The organism is Micromonospora sp. NPDC005205, assembly GCF_040608275.1.
Lineage (GTDB): Bacteria > Actinomycetota > Actinomycetes > Mycobacteriales > Micromonosporaceae > Micromonospora.
Map to the genome: position 1 here is coordinate 164,744 of NZ_JBEXHV010000005.1, position 16,277 is coordinate 181,020.

General features: G+C 69.9%; 13 protein-coding genes. 8 read left to right on the plus strand and 5 right to left on the minus strand.

Annotated features, from left to right (window positions below):
• The first annotated feature begins 31 nt into the window (after positions 1-31).
• The 6 genes from ABZU43_RS12380 to ABZU43_RS12405 all read left to right on the plus strand — a co-directional run bounded on the left by ABZU43_RS12380 (position 32) and on the right by ABZU43_RS12405 (position 9,655).
• Entirely contained in the window at positions 32-1,669 is a 1,638-nt protein-coding gene (locus tag ABZU43_RS12380) for an extracellular solute-binding protein (protein WP_355006599.1), read from the plus strand.
• Positions 1,670-1,756: 87 nt separating this feature from the next.
• Positions 1,757-2,446, plus strand: coding sequence for a DUF624 domain-containing protein (locus ABZU43_RS12385; protein WP_355006600.1), 690 nt, complete (start codon positions 1,757-1,759; stop codon positions 2,444-2,446).
• A complete protein-coding gene (locus ABZU43_RS12390; RefSeq protein WP_355006601.1) occupies positions 2,443-4,476 on the plus strand; it encodes a beta-galactosidase in 2,034 nt (677 codons plus the stop codon). The genes ABZU43_RS12385 and ABZU43_RS12390 overlap by 4 nt, the downstream gene beginning before the upstream one ends.
• Positions 4,473-6,611, plus strand: coding sequence for an alpha-glucuronidase (locus ABZU43_RS12395; RefSeq protein ID WP_355006602.1), 2,139 nt, complete (start codon positions 4,473-4,475; stop codon positions 6,609-6,611). Before ABZU43_RS12390 ends, ABZU43_RS12395 begins: the two co-directional genes overlap by 4 nt.
• 311 nt (positions 6,612-6,922) lie before the next feature.
• The gene (locus tag ABZU43_RS12400) at positions 6,923-8,233 is read left to right on the plus strand and encodes a PHB depolymerase family esterase (protein WP_355006603.1); all 1,311 of its coding nucleotides are present in this window, start codon (positions 6,923-6,925) and stop codon (positions 8,231-8,233) included.
• Between the two features lie 114 nt (positions 8,234-8,347).
• Positions 8,348-9,655, plus strand: coding sequence for an endo-1,4-beta-xylanase (locus ABZU43_RS12405; protein ID WP_355006780.1), 1,308 nt, complete (start codon positions 8,348-8,350; stop codon positions 9,653-9,655).
• Positions 9,656-9,835: 180 nt separating this feature from the next.
• Here ABZU43_RS12405 and ABZU43_RS12410 read toward each other — a convergent pair whose 3' ends face one another.
• Positions 9,836-10,531 carry a methyltransferase domain-containing protein gene (locus ABZU43_RS12410; protein ID WP_355006604.1) on the minus strand — a complete coding sequence of 232 codons (696 nt, stop codon included), beginning with the start codon at positions 10,529-10,531 and terminating at the stop codon, positions 9,836-9,838.
• A 28-nt stretch (positions 10,532-10,559) separates the two neighbouring features.
• Here ABZU43_RS12410 and ABZU43_RS12415 point away from each other — a divergent pair, with 28 nt between their 5' ends.
• Complete coding sequence (locus tag ABZU43_RS12415) at positions 10,560-10,967, plus strand: MerR family transcriptional regulator (RefSeq protein ID WP_355006605.1); 408 nt, start codon at positions 10,560-10,562, stop codon at positions 10,965-10,967.
• On the opposite strand, the gene sthA is transcribed toward ABZU43_RS12415, so the two are convergent.
• The 4 genes from sthA to ABZU43_RS12435 all read right to left on the minus strand — a co-directional run bounded on the left by sthA (position 10,964) and on the right by ABZU43_RS12435 (position 15,364).
• Positions 10,964-12,367, minus strand: a complete 1,404-nt coding sequence (gene sthA, locus ABZU43_RS12420; protein WP_355006606.1) for a Si-specific NAD(P)(+) transhydrogenase — start codon at positions 12,365-12,367, stop codon at positions 10,964-10,966. The two genes, ABZU43_RS12415 and sthA, sit on opposite strands and share 4 nt — an antisense overlap.
• 53 nt (positions 12,368-12,420) lie before the next feature.
• Complete coding sequence (locus ABZU43_RS12425; protein WP_355006607.1) at positions 12,421-13,443, minus strand: cellulose binding domain-containing protein; 1,023 nt, start codon at positions 13,441-13,443, stop codon at positions 12,421-12,423.
• A gap of 89 nt (positions 13,444-13,532) precedes the next feature.
• Positions 13,533-14,171, minus strand: a complete 639-nt coding sequence (locus ABZU43_RS12430; protein WP_355006608.1) for a response regulator transcription factor — start codon at positions 14,169-14,171, stop codon at positions 13,533-13,535.
• Positions 14,168-15,364 carry a histidine kinase gene (locus ABZU43_RS12435; protein ID WP_355006609.1) on the minus strand — a complete coding sequence of 399 codons (1,197 nt, stop codon included), beginning with the start codon at positions 15,362-15,364 and terminating at the stop codon, positions 14,168-14,170. The genes ABZU43_RS12430 and ABZU43_RS12435 overlap by 4 nt, the downstream gene beginning before the upstream one ends.
• 146 nt (positions 15,365-15,510) lie before the next feature.
• Here ABZU43_RS12435 and ABZU43_RS12440 point away from each other — a divergent pair, with 146 nt between their 5' ends.
• Entirely contained in the window at positions 15,511-16,269 is a 759-nt protein-coding gene (locus ABZU43_RS12440) for an ABC transporter ATP-binding protein (RefSeq protein ID WP_355006610.1), read from the plus strand.
• Positions 16,270-16,277: the final 8 nt, after the last annotated feature.

Below are 16,277 nucleotides of genomic sequence, written 5' to 3' on the forward strand. Positions count from 1 at the left end.
CACCGAAACCCCACCACCGAAAGGACGAGCCATGCTCCACAAGACGGGGCGCCGCCTGGCCTTGGCCACCGCGGGTCTGCTCGCGCTCTCCCTTGCCACCGCCTGTTCCGAGGACCCCGGTGAGTCGACCGACCTCTCCGAGAACCGGGTCGGCGCGATGGCCAACTACGGCATCGGCGACCAGTTCAAGGCCACCGAGGCTCTCTCGTTCTCCACCCTCTACAACAACCACACGTTCTACCCGCTCAAGGAAGACTGGCTGTTCTGGTCGGAGCTCACCAAGCGGACCAATGTCAAGATCGATCCGGTGGCCGTGCCGCTGAGCGACTACGAGCAGAAGCGCAGCCTGCTGATCGGCGCCGGTGACGCCCCGCTGATCATTCCGAAGACGTACCACCCGCAGGAGAACGCCTTCGTGTCCTCCGGGGCGATCCTCCCGGTGAGCGACTACCTGGACCTGATGCCCAACCTCAAGGACAAGATCACCAAGTGGAACCTCCAGCCGGAGATCGACAACCTGCGGCAGTCCGACGGTAAGTTCTACCTGCTCCCCGGCCTCCACGAGAAGCCCACGCAGGACTACACGGTGCTGGTGCGCACCGACATCATGCAGGAGCTCAACCTGGCGGTCCCGAAGACCTGGGACGAGCTGTACACGGTGCTCAAGGCGATGAAGGCGAAGTACCCGAACGTCTACCCGTACTCCGACCTCTTCAGCAAGCCCAACCCGACCGGCGCGCTGCTGAACATCCTCGGCTCCGCTCACGGCACCCAGGCCGGCTGGGACTACCAGCACGCGACCTGGGACCCGGCGGCGAAGAAGTTCAGCTACACCGGCGCGTCCGAGCAGTACAAGCAGATGGTCACCTACCTGCACAAGCTCGTCGCCGAGGGCCTGCTCGACCCGGAAAGCTTCACCCAGACCGACGACCAGGCCCGCCAGAAGCTCGCCAACGGCAAGTCCTTCGTGGTCACCGGCAACGCGCAGACCCTGGTCAACAACCACCGCCCCGACCTGGCCAAGACGCTGCCGAACGCCAAGATGGCCAAGATCCCGCTGCCGATCGGCCCGGCTGGCGAGATCAACCCGTTCCCCCGGTTGGAGAACGGCATCATGATCTCCACGAAGGCTCGGGAGAGCAAGAACTTCGTGGCCATGATGCAGTTCATCGACTGGTTGTGGTATTCGGACGCAGGCCTGGAGTTTGCCCGCTGGGGCGTCGAGGGCACGACCTTCACCAAGGACGCGTCCGGCAAGCGCACGCTCAACCCCGGGGTCGACTTCCTCGGGCTCAACCCGGAGGCGCCCAAGCACCTGCAGAAGGACTTCGGCTTCCACAACGGCGTCTTCGCCTACGGCGGCACTCCCGACCTGGTTCGCGGGTTCTTCTCGCCGGAGGAGCTGGAGTTCCAGAAGGTGATGGACGCCCGCAAGCCGAGGGTGGTGCCCCCGCCGGCCCCGTTGAGCGACGAGGAGCGCGAGCAGGTGTCGCTCTGGGAGACGCCGCTGAAGGACTTCGTCACCCAGAACACGCTGAAGTTCGCCCTCGGTCAGCGTCCGCTCAGTGAGTGGGACGCGTACGTGGCCGAGCTGAAGGCCAAGAACTCCGACCAGTACATCGACCTGGTCAACAAGGCGTACGAGCGGTTCCAGAAGAACAACGGCTGATCGGCGGGAGTCCGGTCGGGTCGCCTGGTGCGGCCCGGCCGGACCCCGGCGACCACGGATCAGCTCAGTCGACCGGAGGGAGCGAGCGTGAGTGGCGCGACTCAGACCCGGCGACAGTTCGGCGACGGGCCACTGTCGCGGATCACCTCGCGCGTCTACATCCTGCTCGTGGTCGAGCTGCTCCTGCTGCTCACCACGTTGCCCGCCCTGCTTCCGCTGCTGGTGCTGGGCCGCGATCCGAGCAACCTGCCGCTGGCCGCGCTCCTGCTGGTACCGGTCGGCCCGGCGATCTCCGCCGCCCTGTACGCCCTGCGCCACCAGCGAACCGACCTGACCGACCTGCGCCCGGCCACCCTGTTCTGGCACGGCTACCGGGCCAACGTGCTCGGCGTGCTGCGCGTCTGGGTGCCGACGCTGCTGTGGCTGACAGTGCTCGCCGTGAACCTCGCCTACCGCGACGCTGTCGGCCTGTCGAGCTGGTGGGCGGTGCCGCTGGTGCTGATCGGAGTGGGCGTGACGCTCTGCGCGGCCAACGCCCTGGTGATCACCTCGCTGTTCGACTTCCGCACCCGCGACGTGCTCCGGCTGGCCGTGCACTTCCTCGTACGTACCCCCGGTGTTCCCGTCGGCAGCGCCCTGCTGCTGGCCGCTGCGGCCGGGATCACCGCGGTCTTCTCCGAAGCGGTGCTGATGCTGCTGGCGTCGATCGCGGTGCTGGCGTACCTGCGCGTCGGCGACCCGATGATCCACCTGATCCGGGAGGAGTTCACCAGATGAGCCTGCCCCTCAGCGCCAAGGTGCCCTTCGGGGGCGACTACAACCCGGAACAGTGGCCCGAGGACGTGTGGAAGCAGGACTACCGTCTCTTCGACACGGCACGGATCGACCTGGTCACCCTCGGGGTGTTCGACTGGGCGCTCACCCAACCCGCCGAGGGCACCTACGACTTCGCGCTGCTGGACAGGATCGTCGAGCGGGCCAGTGCCGAGGGACGCGGGATCTGCCTGGCCACCGGCACCGGAGCCCACCCACCGTGGTTGGCGAAGGCGTACCCCGAGGTGACCCGGACCGACTTCGAGGGCCGCAAGCACCGCTTCGGCCAGCGACACAACTCCTGCCCCAGCTCGCCGATCTTCCGCCGGCTCTCGACGGAGCTGGCCCGCCGGGTCGCCCGTCGCTACGCCGACACCCCGGCGGTGCTCGCCTGGCACGTCGGCAACGAGTACGGCGGCGCCTGTTACTGCGTTCTGTGCGCGGCCGGCTTCCGGAACTGGCTGCGCCACCGCTACGGCACCCTCGACGAGCTGAACGAGGCCTGGTACACCACCTTCTGGTCGCACACCTTCACCGACTGGGACGAGATCGAGCCGCCCTCGGCGCTGACCGAGCACTGGCGCGGTCCGGATCACACGGCGTTTCCGGGCATCACACTGGACTACCTGCGGTTCACCTCCGACGCGATGCTGACGAACTTCCGCGACGAGAAGGCGGCCATCCGGGAGTCCAGCCCGGCACTGCCGGTGACCACGAACTTCATGGGCATGTACCGCCCGATCGACTACCACCGCTGGGCCCCTCATCTGGACTTCGTCTCCTGGGACAACTACCCGCCCGACGACGCGTCGGCGGCCCGGATGGCGCTGACCCACGACCTGATGCGCGGGCTCAAGGACGGCCAGCCGTTCTGGCTGATGGAACAGACCCCGAGCTTCACCGCGTGCCGTGACGTCAACCCGTTGAAGCGCCCCGGTCTGATGCGGCTGTGGAGCTGGCAGGCGGTGGCGCACGGCGCCGACGCGGTCCTCTTCTTCCAGCTGCGTGCCTCCCGTGGGGCCAGCGAGAAATACCACGGCGCCGTCATCGGGCACGCCGGTCGCTCCGACACCCGGGTGTTCCGGGAGGTCGCCGAGCTGGGCGCCGAACTGGAACGGCTCGGCCCGGCGTCACTGGGCGCGCGGACCCCGGCCCGGGTGGCGCTGCTGTTCGACTGGGACAGCTGGTGGGCGTTGGAGCTGTCCGACGGCCCGTCCCGGCTGGTCCGCTACCAGCAGGTCGTGCTCGCGTACCACCGGGCCCTCTGGGACGCCGGTGTGGACCTGGACGTCGTCGCGGTGACCGCCGACCTGTCCGGCTACGACGTGGTCGTGGCCCCGGCCCTGCACCTGCTCAAGGGTGACCTGCCGCAGCGGCTGGAGGCGGTGGCGACGCGCGGAGGGTCGGTGCTGACCACCTACCTGTCGGGCCGGGTGGACGAGAACGACCAGGCGTTCCTGATGGACGTGCCGGGCCCGCTCGGTCAGCTCATGGGCGTCCGGGTCGACGAGTGGGACGCCCGCGGCCCGGAGGTGGTCAACACGGTCCGCCTCGGCGACGGCGCGGATCAGGTCGACGTCGACGCGAGCCTGCTGTTCGAGCTGGTGATCCCGCAGGGCGCGCAGGTCGTCGGCACGTACCAGGCCGACTTCTACGCGGGCACCCCCGCGGTGACCCGTAACTCCTTCGGCGCCGGCGACGGATGGTACGTGGCCACCGGGCTGGACCAGTCCGGAGTGTCCTGGGTGGTTCGGCAGGTGCTCGCCCGGCACGATCTGCTCGGGCCCTACCCGGACGTGCCGGACCTGGAATCCGCCGTGCGGGTCGCGGCGGACGGGTCGCGGCTGCTGTTTCTGCTGAACCACCGCGCCGAGCCGGTCGAGGTGACTGCCCGGACCGGCGGCGTCGACCTGCTCACCGGCGACCGTACGGCGGCCGGCGGCGCCCTGCGGCTGCCGGCGTACGGGGTTGTCGTGCTGAAGGAGGACCGGTGAACGCCGAAGAGTCGGTGGAGTTGGAGCAGCTGATGTTCGTCGAGGAGTCGATGGACGGTGACGAACCGCGCGTCCACCCGGCCTGGCTGCCGCCGGAGGCGTTCCGGTCGCTCGGCGCGCGTCGCATCCTCCTGCACGGCGAGGGGCTGCTCGTCGACACCGTCCTCAACGAGGTCTCGCGCGCCTGCGCCCGTTACGGCGGACGGGTGTGGCACTCCCCGTCCTGGGACGTTGACGTCGACCTGGTGATCGCCCTGCGCGACGCCGCCGAGCTGCCCAATCCGGCGGTGGAGGCGGCCCGCGCCGCCGGCGAGGCGGCGCTGGTCGAGCTGGGCGACGGCGGGACGCTCGGCGACGAGGGTTTCGTGTTGGCGCGGGCCGGCGACGTGACGGTGGTGCTGGCCGACGCGCCCGCCGGCCTGCTGTACGGGCTCTTCCACGTGGTCCGGCTCTGCGCGGCGGCCTTCGACCCGGCCCGACCCCCGGAGCGGCACCAGCCGGCGCTGCGCCGACGGATGTTGAACCACTGGGACAACGTGGCAGTGCACCCGGTGATGGGCCAGGTCGAACGGGGGTACGCGGGCGGCTCGATCTTCTGGCAGGACGGCCGTCCGCGCGGCGACCTGGCCCGGGTGCGGGAGTACGGGCGGCTGCTGGCGTCCTGTGGGATCAACGCGATATCGGTGAACAACGTCAATGTGGCCCGCACCGAGGCGCTGTTGCTCACCGAACGGATCGGGGATGTGGCCGAGATCGCGGACGCGCTGCGCCCGTATGGCATCCGGGTGCACCTGTCGGTCAGCTTCGCCGCGCCGGTGCTCCTCGGTGGCCTGCCGACCGCCGACCCGCTGGACGAGAACGTACGCCTCTGGTGGGCCGGAACCACCAGACGGGTGTACGACCGGATCCCGGACTTCGGCGGCTACCTGGTGAAGGCCGACTCGGAGGGGCAACCCGGCCCGTTCACGTACGGCCGTGACCACGCCGACGGGGCGAACCTGCTGGCCGAGGCCCTCGCCCCGCACGGGGGAGTGGTGCACTGGCGGGCGTTCGTCTACAACCACCACCAGGACTGGCGGGACCGGTCCACCGACCGGGCTCGGGCCGCGTACGACCACTTCGCCCCGCTCGACGGGCGGTTCCGTACCAACGTGGTCGTCCAGGTGAAGTTCGGCCCGGTGGACTTCCAGCCGCGCGAGCCGGTGTCACCGGTGTTCGCCGCGATGCCGGCGACCCGGCTGGCGGTGGAGTTGCAGGTCACTCAGGAGTACACGGGCCAACAGCGGCACGTCTGCCACCTCGGCCCGTGGTGGAGTGAGGTGCTCGGCTTCGCTCCCTGGGGGCCGGACGGGCGGACGATCGCCGACGTGGTCACGGGGGAGTCGGCGGCGGGCGGCGGGATGGTCGCCGTCGCCAACGTCGGCGACGACCTCTTCTGGACCGGGCATCCGTTGGCGCAGGCCAACCTGTACGCGTTCGGCCGGCTGGCCTGGGACCCTCGGCGGGACCCGACGGCGATCCTCGACGAGTGGATCACGTTGACCTTTCCGCCGTCGGCGACCGCCGACGCGGAGCTGGTGCGGCGGATCCTGCACGAGATCATGGACGACTCGTGGCGCACGTACGAGCGCTACACCGCCCCGCTGGGTGTCGGTTTCATGGTCAACCCCGGCGACCACTACGGTCCCGGCATCGACGGGTACGAGTACACCCGGTGGGGCACCTACCACTTCGCCGACCGCGACGGCGTCGGCGTGGACCGCAGCCGAGCGTCGGGCACCGGCTTCGCCGGCCAGTACCCGCCGTACTGGGCGCAGGTGTACGAGTCACCCGAGACCTGCCCCGACGAGCTGCTGCTCTTCTTCCACCACGTGCCGTACGGGCACGTGCTGCACAGCGGCTCGACGGTCATCCAGCACATCTACGACACCCACTTCGCCGGGGTCGAGGAGGTGATGGTGATGCGACGCAGGTGGCAGACGCTGACCGGGATGATCGACCCGAGCGTGTACGAGCGGGTCGCCGAACGCCTCGACGAGCAGGTGCGCTGCGCCACCGAGTGGCGCGACCAGATCAACACGTACTTCTACCGCAAGTCCGGGGTGCCGGACGAGCGAGGGCGGGACATCTACTGAGCGGCGGTGCGGACGGCCGGGTCATCCGGTCGGGTCGCCGTTGTGCCGTGTGCCCAGCGGCGGCCTGGCAGGTTCCGAAAACGTGCCGATAATTCATCGCCACCCAGCGGCGCTGAAGACGCCCGCCGATGCCCATTGCCGCGCAGGTGGCCGCCAGAACCGTTGCGGCGAAAGGTTTCCGGAAGTCTTGACAATCGAGTGTGCTCGATTGAAGCTGACATGGTCACGCGAGCCGCGGTCAAGGTCGGGCGAAGGGCAGTCCTCGACTTAAGTCCCCTTCCACGCGCCTTTTTCCGCAAGGGATCGCGACGATGACACTGAAGACGAGAATGCTTGGCGTCGTCATGGCGGCCGTGACACTGGCCGCCGCCGCGTTGACGTTCGCCGCTCCCGCGTCGGCGGCGACGCTCACGCAGGTGACCAACTTCGGCACCAACCCCACCAACCTACAAATGCACCTGTACGTCCCGGACCGGGTGGCGACCCGACCGGCGATCCTCCTGGCCATGCACTACTGCACCGGGACGGGCCCCGCGTTCCACTCGGGGACCCAGTACGCCTCCCTCGCGGACCGGTACGGGTTCATCGTGATCTACCCGTCGGCAACCCGCAGCAGCAAGTGCTGGGACGTCTACTCACCGCAGGCGTTGCGCCGTGGCGGCGGCAGCGACCCGGTCGGGCTCATGTCGATGGTCGACTACGTGAAGCAGCGCTACTCCGCCGACCCCGCGCGGATCTTCGCCACCGGCACCTCGTCCGGCGCGATGATGACCAACGTCATGCTGGGCGTCTACCCGGACGTGTTCGCGGCAGGCTCCTCGTTCGCCGGGGTGCCGTTCGCCTGCTTCGCCACCGGCGGCACCTCGGAGTGGAACAGCCAGTGCGCCAACGGGCAACTCATCCGGACCGCGCAGCAGTGGGGTGACCTGGTCCGGGAGGCGTACCCCGGCTACACCGGCCAGCGACCCCGGATGCAGATCTGGCACGGCACCAACGACGAGACGCTGCGCTATCCGAACTTCGGCGAGCAGGTCAAGCAGTGGACCAACGTGCACGGGCTGAGCCAGACCCCGACGTACACCGACTCCCCGCAGTCCGGCCACACCCGCACCCGCTACGGCAGCAGCGGCCCGATGGCGCCGGTCGAGGCGATCAGCATGCAGGGTGTCACGCACAACCTGCCGGTCGACGCCGCGCAGGTGATCCGCTTCTTCGGGCTGGACGGCACCGCGCCGCCGACCACCCCGCCGCCGACGACCCCGCCGCCGACGACTCCGCCGCCGACGACTCCGCCGCCGACCGACGGCGCCTGTCGGGTCGGCTACACGGTCAACGCCTGGAACAGCGGCTTCACCGCGAGCGTGGTCATCACCAACACCGGTGCCACCGCCGTGAACGGCTGGGCGCTGACCTTCACGCTGCCCAGCGGACAGCGCATCACCAGCGGCTGGAACGCCCAGTACGCCCCGGTGAGCGGCGCGGTGACCGCCCGCAACGTCTCCTACAACAACACCATCGCCCCGAACGCGTCGGTCGAGATCGGCTTCCAGGCCACGCACGAGGGCGGCACCGGCAAGCCCACCTCGTTCGCGCTCAACGGTGCCGCCTGTTCGGTGTCCTGATTTCCCCTCCCACCCCACCACCCTCAAAGGAGTCACACGATGAGAAGTCCGAGATGGAAGGCGGCATCCAGAGCCGCAGTCGCGCTGGCCGGCGCGGGTGCCCTCGCCGCCGGCATGGCGCTGTTCGCGACGGCGCCCGCCTCGGCCGGGACGACGCTCGGCGCGTCCGCCGCCGAGAAGGGTCGCTACTTCGGTACGGCGGTGGCCGGCTTCAAGCTCTCCGACAGCGCGTACACCACGATTTTGAACCGTGAGTTCAACATGGTGACCGCCGAGAACGAAATGAAGATGAACGCCACCGAGCCGCAGCAGAACCAGTTCAGCTACGGGGCGGCGGACCAGATCGTCAACCACGCCCGCAGCCGCGGGATGAACGTGCGGGGTCACACCCTGGCGTGGCATTCGCAGCAGCCCGGCTGGATGGAGAGCATGAGCGGCAGCGCGCTGCGGCAGGCGATGCTCAACCACGTCACGCAGGTGGCCACCCACTTCCGCGGCAAGGTCGTGGCGTGGGACGTGGTGAACGAGGCGTTCGCCGACGGCAGCTCCGGAGGCCGTCGCGACTCCAACCTCCAGCGCACCGGCAACGACTGGATCGAGGCGGCGTTCCGGGCGGCGCGTGCCGCAGACCCGGGCGCAAAGCTCTGCTACAACGACTACAACACCGACAACTGGACGCACGCCAAGACCCAGGGCGTCTACAACATGGTGCGCGACTTCAAGGCCCGTGGCGTGCCGATCGACTGCGTCGGGTTCCAGTCGCACTTCAACAACGACTCACCGTACGTGAGCAACTACCGCACCACCCTGTCGAGCTTCGCGGCGCTCGGTGTGGACGTGCAGATCACCGAGCTGGACATCCAGGGCGCTTCGGCGAACACGTACCGCAGCGTCGTCGAGGACTGCCTGGCCGTTGCCCGCTGCAACGGCATCACGGTGTGGGGCATCCGCGACAGTGACTCGTGGCGCGCTTCGCAGACCCCGCTGCTGTTCAACAGCAACGGCTCGAAGAAGCCCGCGTACGACGCTGTTCTCGCCGCGCTGAACAACGGCACCACGCCCACGGACCCGCCGACCGACCCGCCGACCGACCCGCCGACCGACCCGCCCACCACGCCGCCGCCGGGCACGGGTGGCTGCACCGCCACGGTGTCGGTGAACCAGTGGAACGGTGGCTTCGTGGCGAACGTACGGGTGACCGCGGGCTCGTCGGCGCTCAACGGGTGGACGGTGTCGATCGGACTGCCGTCCGGTGCCACAGTCACCAACGCCTGGAGCGCCAACCGCAGTGGTAACAGCGGCACGACGAACTGGACCAACGTCGCCTACAACGGTCAGGTCGGTGCCGGGCAGTCCACCGAGTTCGGGTTCCAGGCCAACGGCACCGCCGGCAGCCTGAGCCCCACCTGCTCCGCAGGCTGACGCACCCACCGGCCGGTGCGGGGGGCAGGGCCCCGCACCGGCCCCACCCACCCCTGCCCTCGTTGATCAAGAGGTTTCCGTCACGACACGCCAGATCGGATGACGGAAACCTCTTGATCACCAGGAGAGGCGGTAGGGGATGAGGTGGGTAGGGGCTTTACCGTCGTCGAGATGCTGGTGTCAGGTTTGGGCGGCGACGAGGAACATCGGGACGACGACGAGGATTCGGTTCGTCCGGGCGCGCTCGGCCTGCTCGGCGAGCCAGATCTCCTCGTCGGTGATCCGTTGCAACAGCTTGAGCGCGGTGTCCTCGGTGAACACCGCGCTGTGCACCTCGACGACCGGGTCGGTGAAGCCGGCGTCGAGAAGCAGGTTGCGATACCTGCGGGCAACGCGCGGCGACGGGAGCGAGTCTGCCCGCGCGTGGACCAGTCGGCGAGTGGTCTCCGGCTGGTCCGAGTCGATGGCGATCAGGTCCCAGTCCTGGCCCAGCAGTACGGCTCGACCTCCCGGTGTGAGCACGCGCCGTGCCTCGGCCACGGCCCGCGCCGGATCGTCGAGCACGTGCAACACCTTGTCCGCCCGGTAGTACGTGGCCGATCCGGTCTCGATCGGCAGCTCGGTGGCGTCGCCGACGTGGAACTCGCCGGCAGGCCAGCGCGCGCGGGCCACGGCGATCATCTCGGGATCGACGTCAACCCCGACCGCGTGGGCTCCGCGCCCGGCCAGCTCGCCGACGGCACGGCCACTGCCACAACCAACGTCGACGACGGTTCGGCCGGTGAGGTCGCCGAGCAACTCGTAGGAACGGGCGCGCAGTGCGACGGCCGTGGGTTCGCTCTCAATGACATCGAGGGCAGCTAGAAGACTGGACATGCCTGCCAGCCTGGGACTTAATGTCGACATGAAGTCAAGCCCGATGACGATCGGCGAGGTGGCCGACCACTTCGGCCTGCCAGCGCACGTCTTGCGGCACTGGGAGTCGGTGGGCCTGCTCCGCCCGGTCCGGGTCACCGGCGGTCGTCGCCGCTACACCCGCGACGACCTGTTCAGGGTGGCCTCGATTCTGCGCGCGAAGCAGGCCGGCCTGTCGCTGTCGGACATCCGGGCGTTCCTCGCCGCAGGTGACCCGGCCACCCGAAAGGACGTACTGCGCCGTAACCACGACGCGGTGCAGGCCAGGATGGCGGCGCTGCGCTCGGCGCTCGACCTGCTCGCGGCCGGGCTGAACTGCTCGCACGAGGACATCTCGACCTGCCCTGACTACCGCATTCAGCTGGCGGAGCTGGTCGAGGTCGGCGGTGGTGGCTAGCCGTCGATGCGGGTGATGTTGCGGATCTTGTTGGACGCGTCCAGGGCGGCGACCTTGTACGCCTCGGCCAGCGTCGGGTAGTTGAACACCGCGTCGACGAGATAGTTGATCGTGCCCCCGCAGCCCATCACCGCCTGACCGATGTGGACGATCTCGGTGGCGGCGGTGCCGAACACGTGCACCCCGAGCAGTCGACCGTCGTCGGGGGAGACGAGCAGCTTCAGCATGCCGTACGAGTCGCCCACGATCTGACCCCGCGCCAACTCCCGGTACCGGGCGATGCCCACCTCGAACGGTGTCGAGCTTTCGGTGAGCTGCGCCTCGGTCTGCCCGACGAAGCTGATTTCCGGAATCGTGTAGATGCCGATCGGTTGCAGGCCGTGCATCTCCCGGATCGGCTCGCCGCAGGCGTGCTGCGCGGCCAGCCGACCCTGCTCCATCGAGGTGGACGCGAGCGCGGGAAAGCCGATCACGTCGCCGACGGCGTAGATGTTCTCCACTGCGGTGCGGTAGTTGGCGTCGACGGTGATCCGGCCGCGTCGGTCCGCCTCCAGCCCGGCCGCCTCCAGCGCCAGGTCGTCGGTCTGGCCCTGCCGGCCGGCCGAGTACATCACCGTGTCGGCGACGATCTTCTTGCCGCTCTTGAGGATGCACAGCGCCGCCGTCTGGTGCTTCTCCACGGCGGCGACCTCCTCGCCGAAGCGGAACGCCACGGACAGGTCGCGCAGGTGGTACTTGAGTGACTCGATGATCTCGTCGTCGCAGAAATCCAGCATCCGGTCGCGGCGTTCCACCACCGTCACCTTGGTGCCGAGCGCCGCGAACATCGAGGCGTACTCCATGCCGATCACGCCGGCGCCGACCACGACCATGCTGCGGGGTACGGCCTGGAGGTTGATGACGCCGTCGGAGTCCACGATCGTCCGGTCGTCGAAGTCGACGCTGTCCGGGCGGGCCGGGCGGGTGCCCGCGGCGATGACGCTCTTGTCGAAGGTCACCTTGGACTCGCGGCCGGAGCCGCCGTCGACCCAGATCGAGTGCGCGTCGGCGAAACGCCCGGTGCCGGTGATCATCGTGACGCGGTTGCGGGACAGTTGGTTGCGGATGACGTCGGTCTGCCGGGTGATGACGTGCTGGGTCCGGGCCGCCAGGTCGCTGACGGTGATGTCCTCCTTGACCCGGTAGCTGCTGCCGTACAGGTCGCGCTGGCTCAGGCCGGTCAGGTAGAGCACGGCCTCGCGCAGGGTCTTGGAGGGCACGGTGCCGGTGTTGATGCACACCCCACCGATCATGTCGCGGCGGTCCACGATGGCGACCCGCCTGCCGAGTTTGGCGGCGGCGATCGCGGCCTTCTGACCGCTGGGCCCGGAGCCCAGCACCAACAGGTCGTAGTCATACACAGGCGTTAGCGTCGCAAGATGTCGCGGCGCACGCCAGACCCCGGAGGCGAGCGTTATTCGTCTGCCACCGTGCACATGCCGCCGTTCAGCGTGATTTCCTCCGGTAGTTGCGTGCCGGTGGCGACCAGCCCCAGCGACGCGGTGCCGCCAGGCGGGATCACCTTGTTGTGGCGCACGTTGCGCACCCGCAGGTAGCTGCTGTCGCGGTCGACCACCTCCGCGCCCCACAGGCTGCGCACCTGCTGGCCGGCATAGAACCGCCACCTCATCGTCCACCCGTCGATCGCCGTCGGGCCGGTGTTCGTGACCGCCAGACGCGCCACGAACCCGTCGGACCACTGCCCCACTATCGACCGGACCGCACAGCTCGGCGGCGGCGGCAGGGTGGTGACGGTGACTGGTGCGGACAGCGCGGACAGCAGTCCGACCTCGTCGCGGGCCCGCACCACGAAGGTGTACGTGGTGTTCGGCGCCAACCCGTTGATCGTGGCGCTGTTGACCGGCGGGTACTGGGAAACGTCGCGGACCAGCGTGAGAGCGCCGCCTGCGTCCACCCGGAACACCTCGTACCGTTCCAGAGCCGCGTTCTCCACCGAGTGCGCCCAGCGCAGCCGGACCGCCGTGGCGGTGACGTCGAACGCCACCGGTTGACCCGGCGCGCCCGGCGGTTGGTCGTCCCCCGGTGGCATGGTCAGCCGCAGGCTCGGGTTCGACGGTGAGCCGTTGCCGGCCGCGTCCAGCGCCGACACGAAGAAGGTGTACGTGCGCGACGGCCGCAGGCCGGTGATCCGAATGCTGTTGGTGTCGGTGGACCAGGTCAGACCACTGTCCTCGAATCGCGCGGAGACCGGGTAACGGACCACCCCCACGTTGTCGGTCGAGGCAGCCCAGGTCAGCTCTACCCAGGTGGTGTCGACGGCGGCGACAGTGATCGGGCCGGGGGCGGTGGGAGGCTCGGTGTCGTCGGCGGCCGCGTACGCCGGGGTCGCGCCCGTCGCCATCAGGACTGCCGTGAGCGTGCAGGCGGCCAGTGCGGCGGCCCTGGACCGGGCGCCGCGCCTGGGATGATCGCGCATGGTTGATCGCCTCGCCTTCGAGTGACCGCAGCGGACCAGTCATCGACTGATGACGATGATAGGTGGGCGGTGGCCAGGGCGTCGTCCCGTCAGCCGACAAGGCGGCGTTCCCAGGCCCAGGCGGCGATCTCGACCCGGTTGCGGGCAGTGAGTTTCATCTGCACGCTCGCCAGGTGGGTCTTGACCGTGCCCACGGCGATGAAAAGCTGGGTGGCGATCTCGGCGTTGGTCAGGCCCCGGGCGACGAGCTTCACGACGTCGAGTTCCCGTGGCGACAGGCCGCCGTCGTCGCGCGCCGGGGCCGGCGAGCTGAGGTGCTCCAACAGTCGTACCGTGATCGAGGGGCTGATCAGCGCGTCTCCGGACACGGCCGCGCGGACGGCCTCCACCAGCAGGGCCGGGCCGGAGTCCTTGAGCAGGAAGCCGCACGCGCCGTTGGAGAGCGCCGTGTGCACGTACTCGTCGAGGTCGAAGGTCGTCACGACGACCACCCGGATCGGGTCGGCGACGCCCGGCCCCGCGAGCAGCCGCAGTGCCTCCAGACCGTCGAGGCGGGGCATCCGGATGTCCAGCAGCACCACGTCCGGGCGCAGTCGTCGGGCCAGCTCGACGGCCTGGACGCCGTCTGCGGCCTCGCCGACCACCTCCATGTCCGACTGGGCGCCAATGATCATGCCGAAGCCGGTCCGGACCATGGCCTGGTCATCGGCGATCAGCACCCGGATCACCGGGCCACCGCCACGTGGAGCGGGAACGCCGCGTCGAGCACCCAGCCACCGGTGACGCCGGGCCCGGCGGTGATCGTGCCGCCGAGGGCGCGTACCCGCTCGGTGAGGCCGATCAGGCCGAAGCCGTGCCCCCGGGCCGGCGCGGTTCGCGGCGACGCGCCGTCGTCGGCGACCCGGACCAGCAACCAGTCCGGGGTACGCCGCACGGCCACGGCCACGGACCGCGCGTCCGGCGCGTGCTGGCGGGTGTTGGTCAGCCCCTCCATCACCACCCGGTACGCCGACGTCGAGACCTCCACGGGCAGTCCGTTCAGGTCGCCGTCGACGTGCAGTCGTGCCGGCGCGTTCGCCGCGCCGTTGAACCCGGTCAGCAGCGGTTCCAGCTCGGTCACCCCGGCCAGTGGCGCCAGCGGCGCGTCCGGCGGGGCGTCGGGGTTGCGCAGGATGCCGACCATCCGCCGCATCGAGGCCATCGTCTCCGCGCCGGCCCGCTCGATCTGCCCCAGGGCGACGATCACCCGCTGCGGGTCCTGCTCGGCGACGAACCGGGCGCCCTGTGCCTGCACCACGATGCCGGTGACGTGGTGGGCGATGAAGTCGTGCAGGTCCCGGGCGAACTCCGCACGCTGCTCGGCCCGTACCAGGGCGATGGCCCGCTCCCGGCCGGCGGCCACGACGCGGAGGTAGAGCCCCACCCCGGCGGCGCCGGCAGCGGCGATCACCTGAAGCAGACCGAAGATCACCAGGAGGCTGTCGGCGCCGGAACGCAGCGGCAGCGCGGCGACGGCGAGCCCGGCGACCACCGCCGCCGCCGGGGCGAGTCGGGGCGCGCCCCAGCGCGTCACCACGAAGACCACCCCGATCAGCCCGGCTGACTCGGCGAGCCCCCAGCTGCCGCCACCGAGCCCGTAGCGGCCGTCGGGAATGATCACGATCGCCGCGGTCACGACCAGTGACGCCGAGGCGAGTATCAGCGCGGCCAACGGCAGCCGGCGGGAGCCCGGTCGGTGCACCGGCAGCCAGAGCGGGACCGTCGCCACCGCCAGCCCCACCCGTACCAGCAGGAGCAGCAGGGCGGCCAGGCTCGTGGGCGAGCTGTACCGCAGGTCGAAGAGGGCGAGCAGCCCCATGGCCACCAGCCCGGCGGTCTGGGCCAGGCGTACCCACCATCGTCGAAGATCCGGCGTGCTCATGGTGACCCAGCGTAGCCAGCCGGACGGAGGTGTCGGATCGGCCAAAAGGCAGACCCCGCACCGGCGATACCCGGCCCCGGGCCGATGCGCCCGCCCGCCGGTCGCGGCGAGGCTTTCCCGGTCACCACGCAGCCACTGGAGGAACGATGACAACCCACGCCCCGCCGGAGACCAGCCACACCGCGGTAGCCGCGGTCGACCTGGTGAAGGTGTACGGCAGCGGCGACACGGCCGTCCGTGCCCTGGACGGGGTCTCGGTCGGCTTCGGCCGGGCCGAGTTCACCGCCATCATGGGCGCGTCCGGATCCGGCAAGTCGACCCTGATGCACTGCCTCGCCGGCCTCGACACGGCCACTTCCGGTCGCGTCCTGCTCGGCGGCACGGAGCTGACCGGCCAGTCGGACCGGACGCTGACCCGGGTACGCCGGGAACGGATCGGGTTCGTCTTCCAGTCCTTCAACCTGCTGCCACAGCTCACCGCCGCGCAGAACATCACCCTGCCGCTGGACCTCGCCGGTCGGCAGCCCGACGCCGAACTCCTCGCGCACCTGGTGCGGATGCTGGGCCTCGGCGACCGCCTGAACCACCGGCCCAGCGAGCTGTCCGGCGGTCAGCAGCAGCGGGTCGCGCTCGCCCGGGCGCTCGTGGCGCGCCCCGAGGTGGTCTTCGCCGACGAACCGACCGGCAACCTCGACTCCCGCTCCGGCGCGGAGGTGCTCACCATCCTGCGCGACTCGGTACGCGACCTCGGCCAGACTGTCGTCATGGTCACCCACGACCCGATCGCCGCCGCGTACGCCGACCGGGTGGTGCTGCTCGCCGACGGGCGGCTGGCCGGTGAGATCGACAAGCCGAACCAGGTGTCGGTCACCGACGCCCTGCGTGACCTGGCGGCCCGCCGATGAGGGCGGCA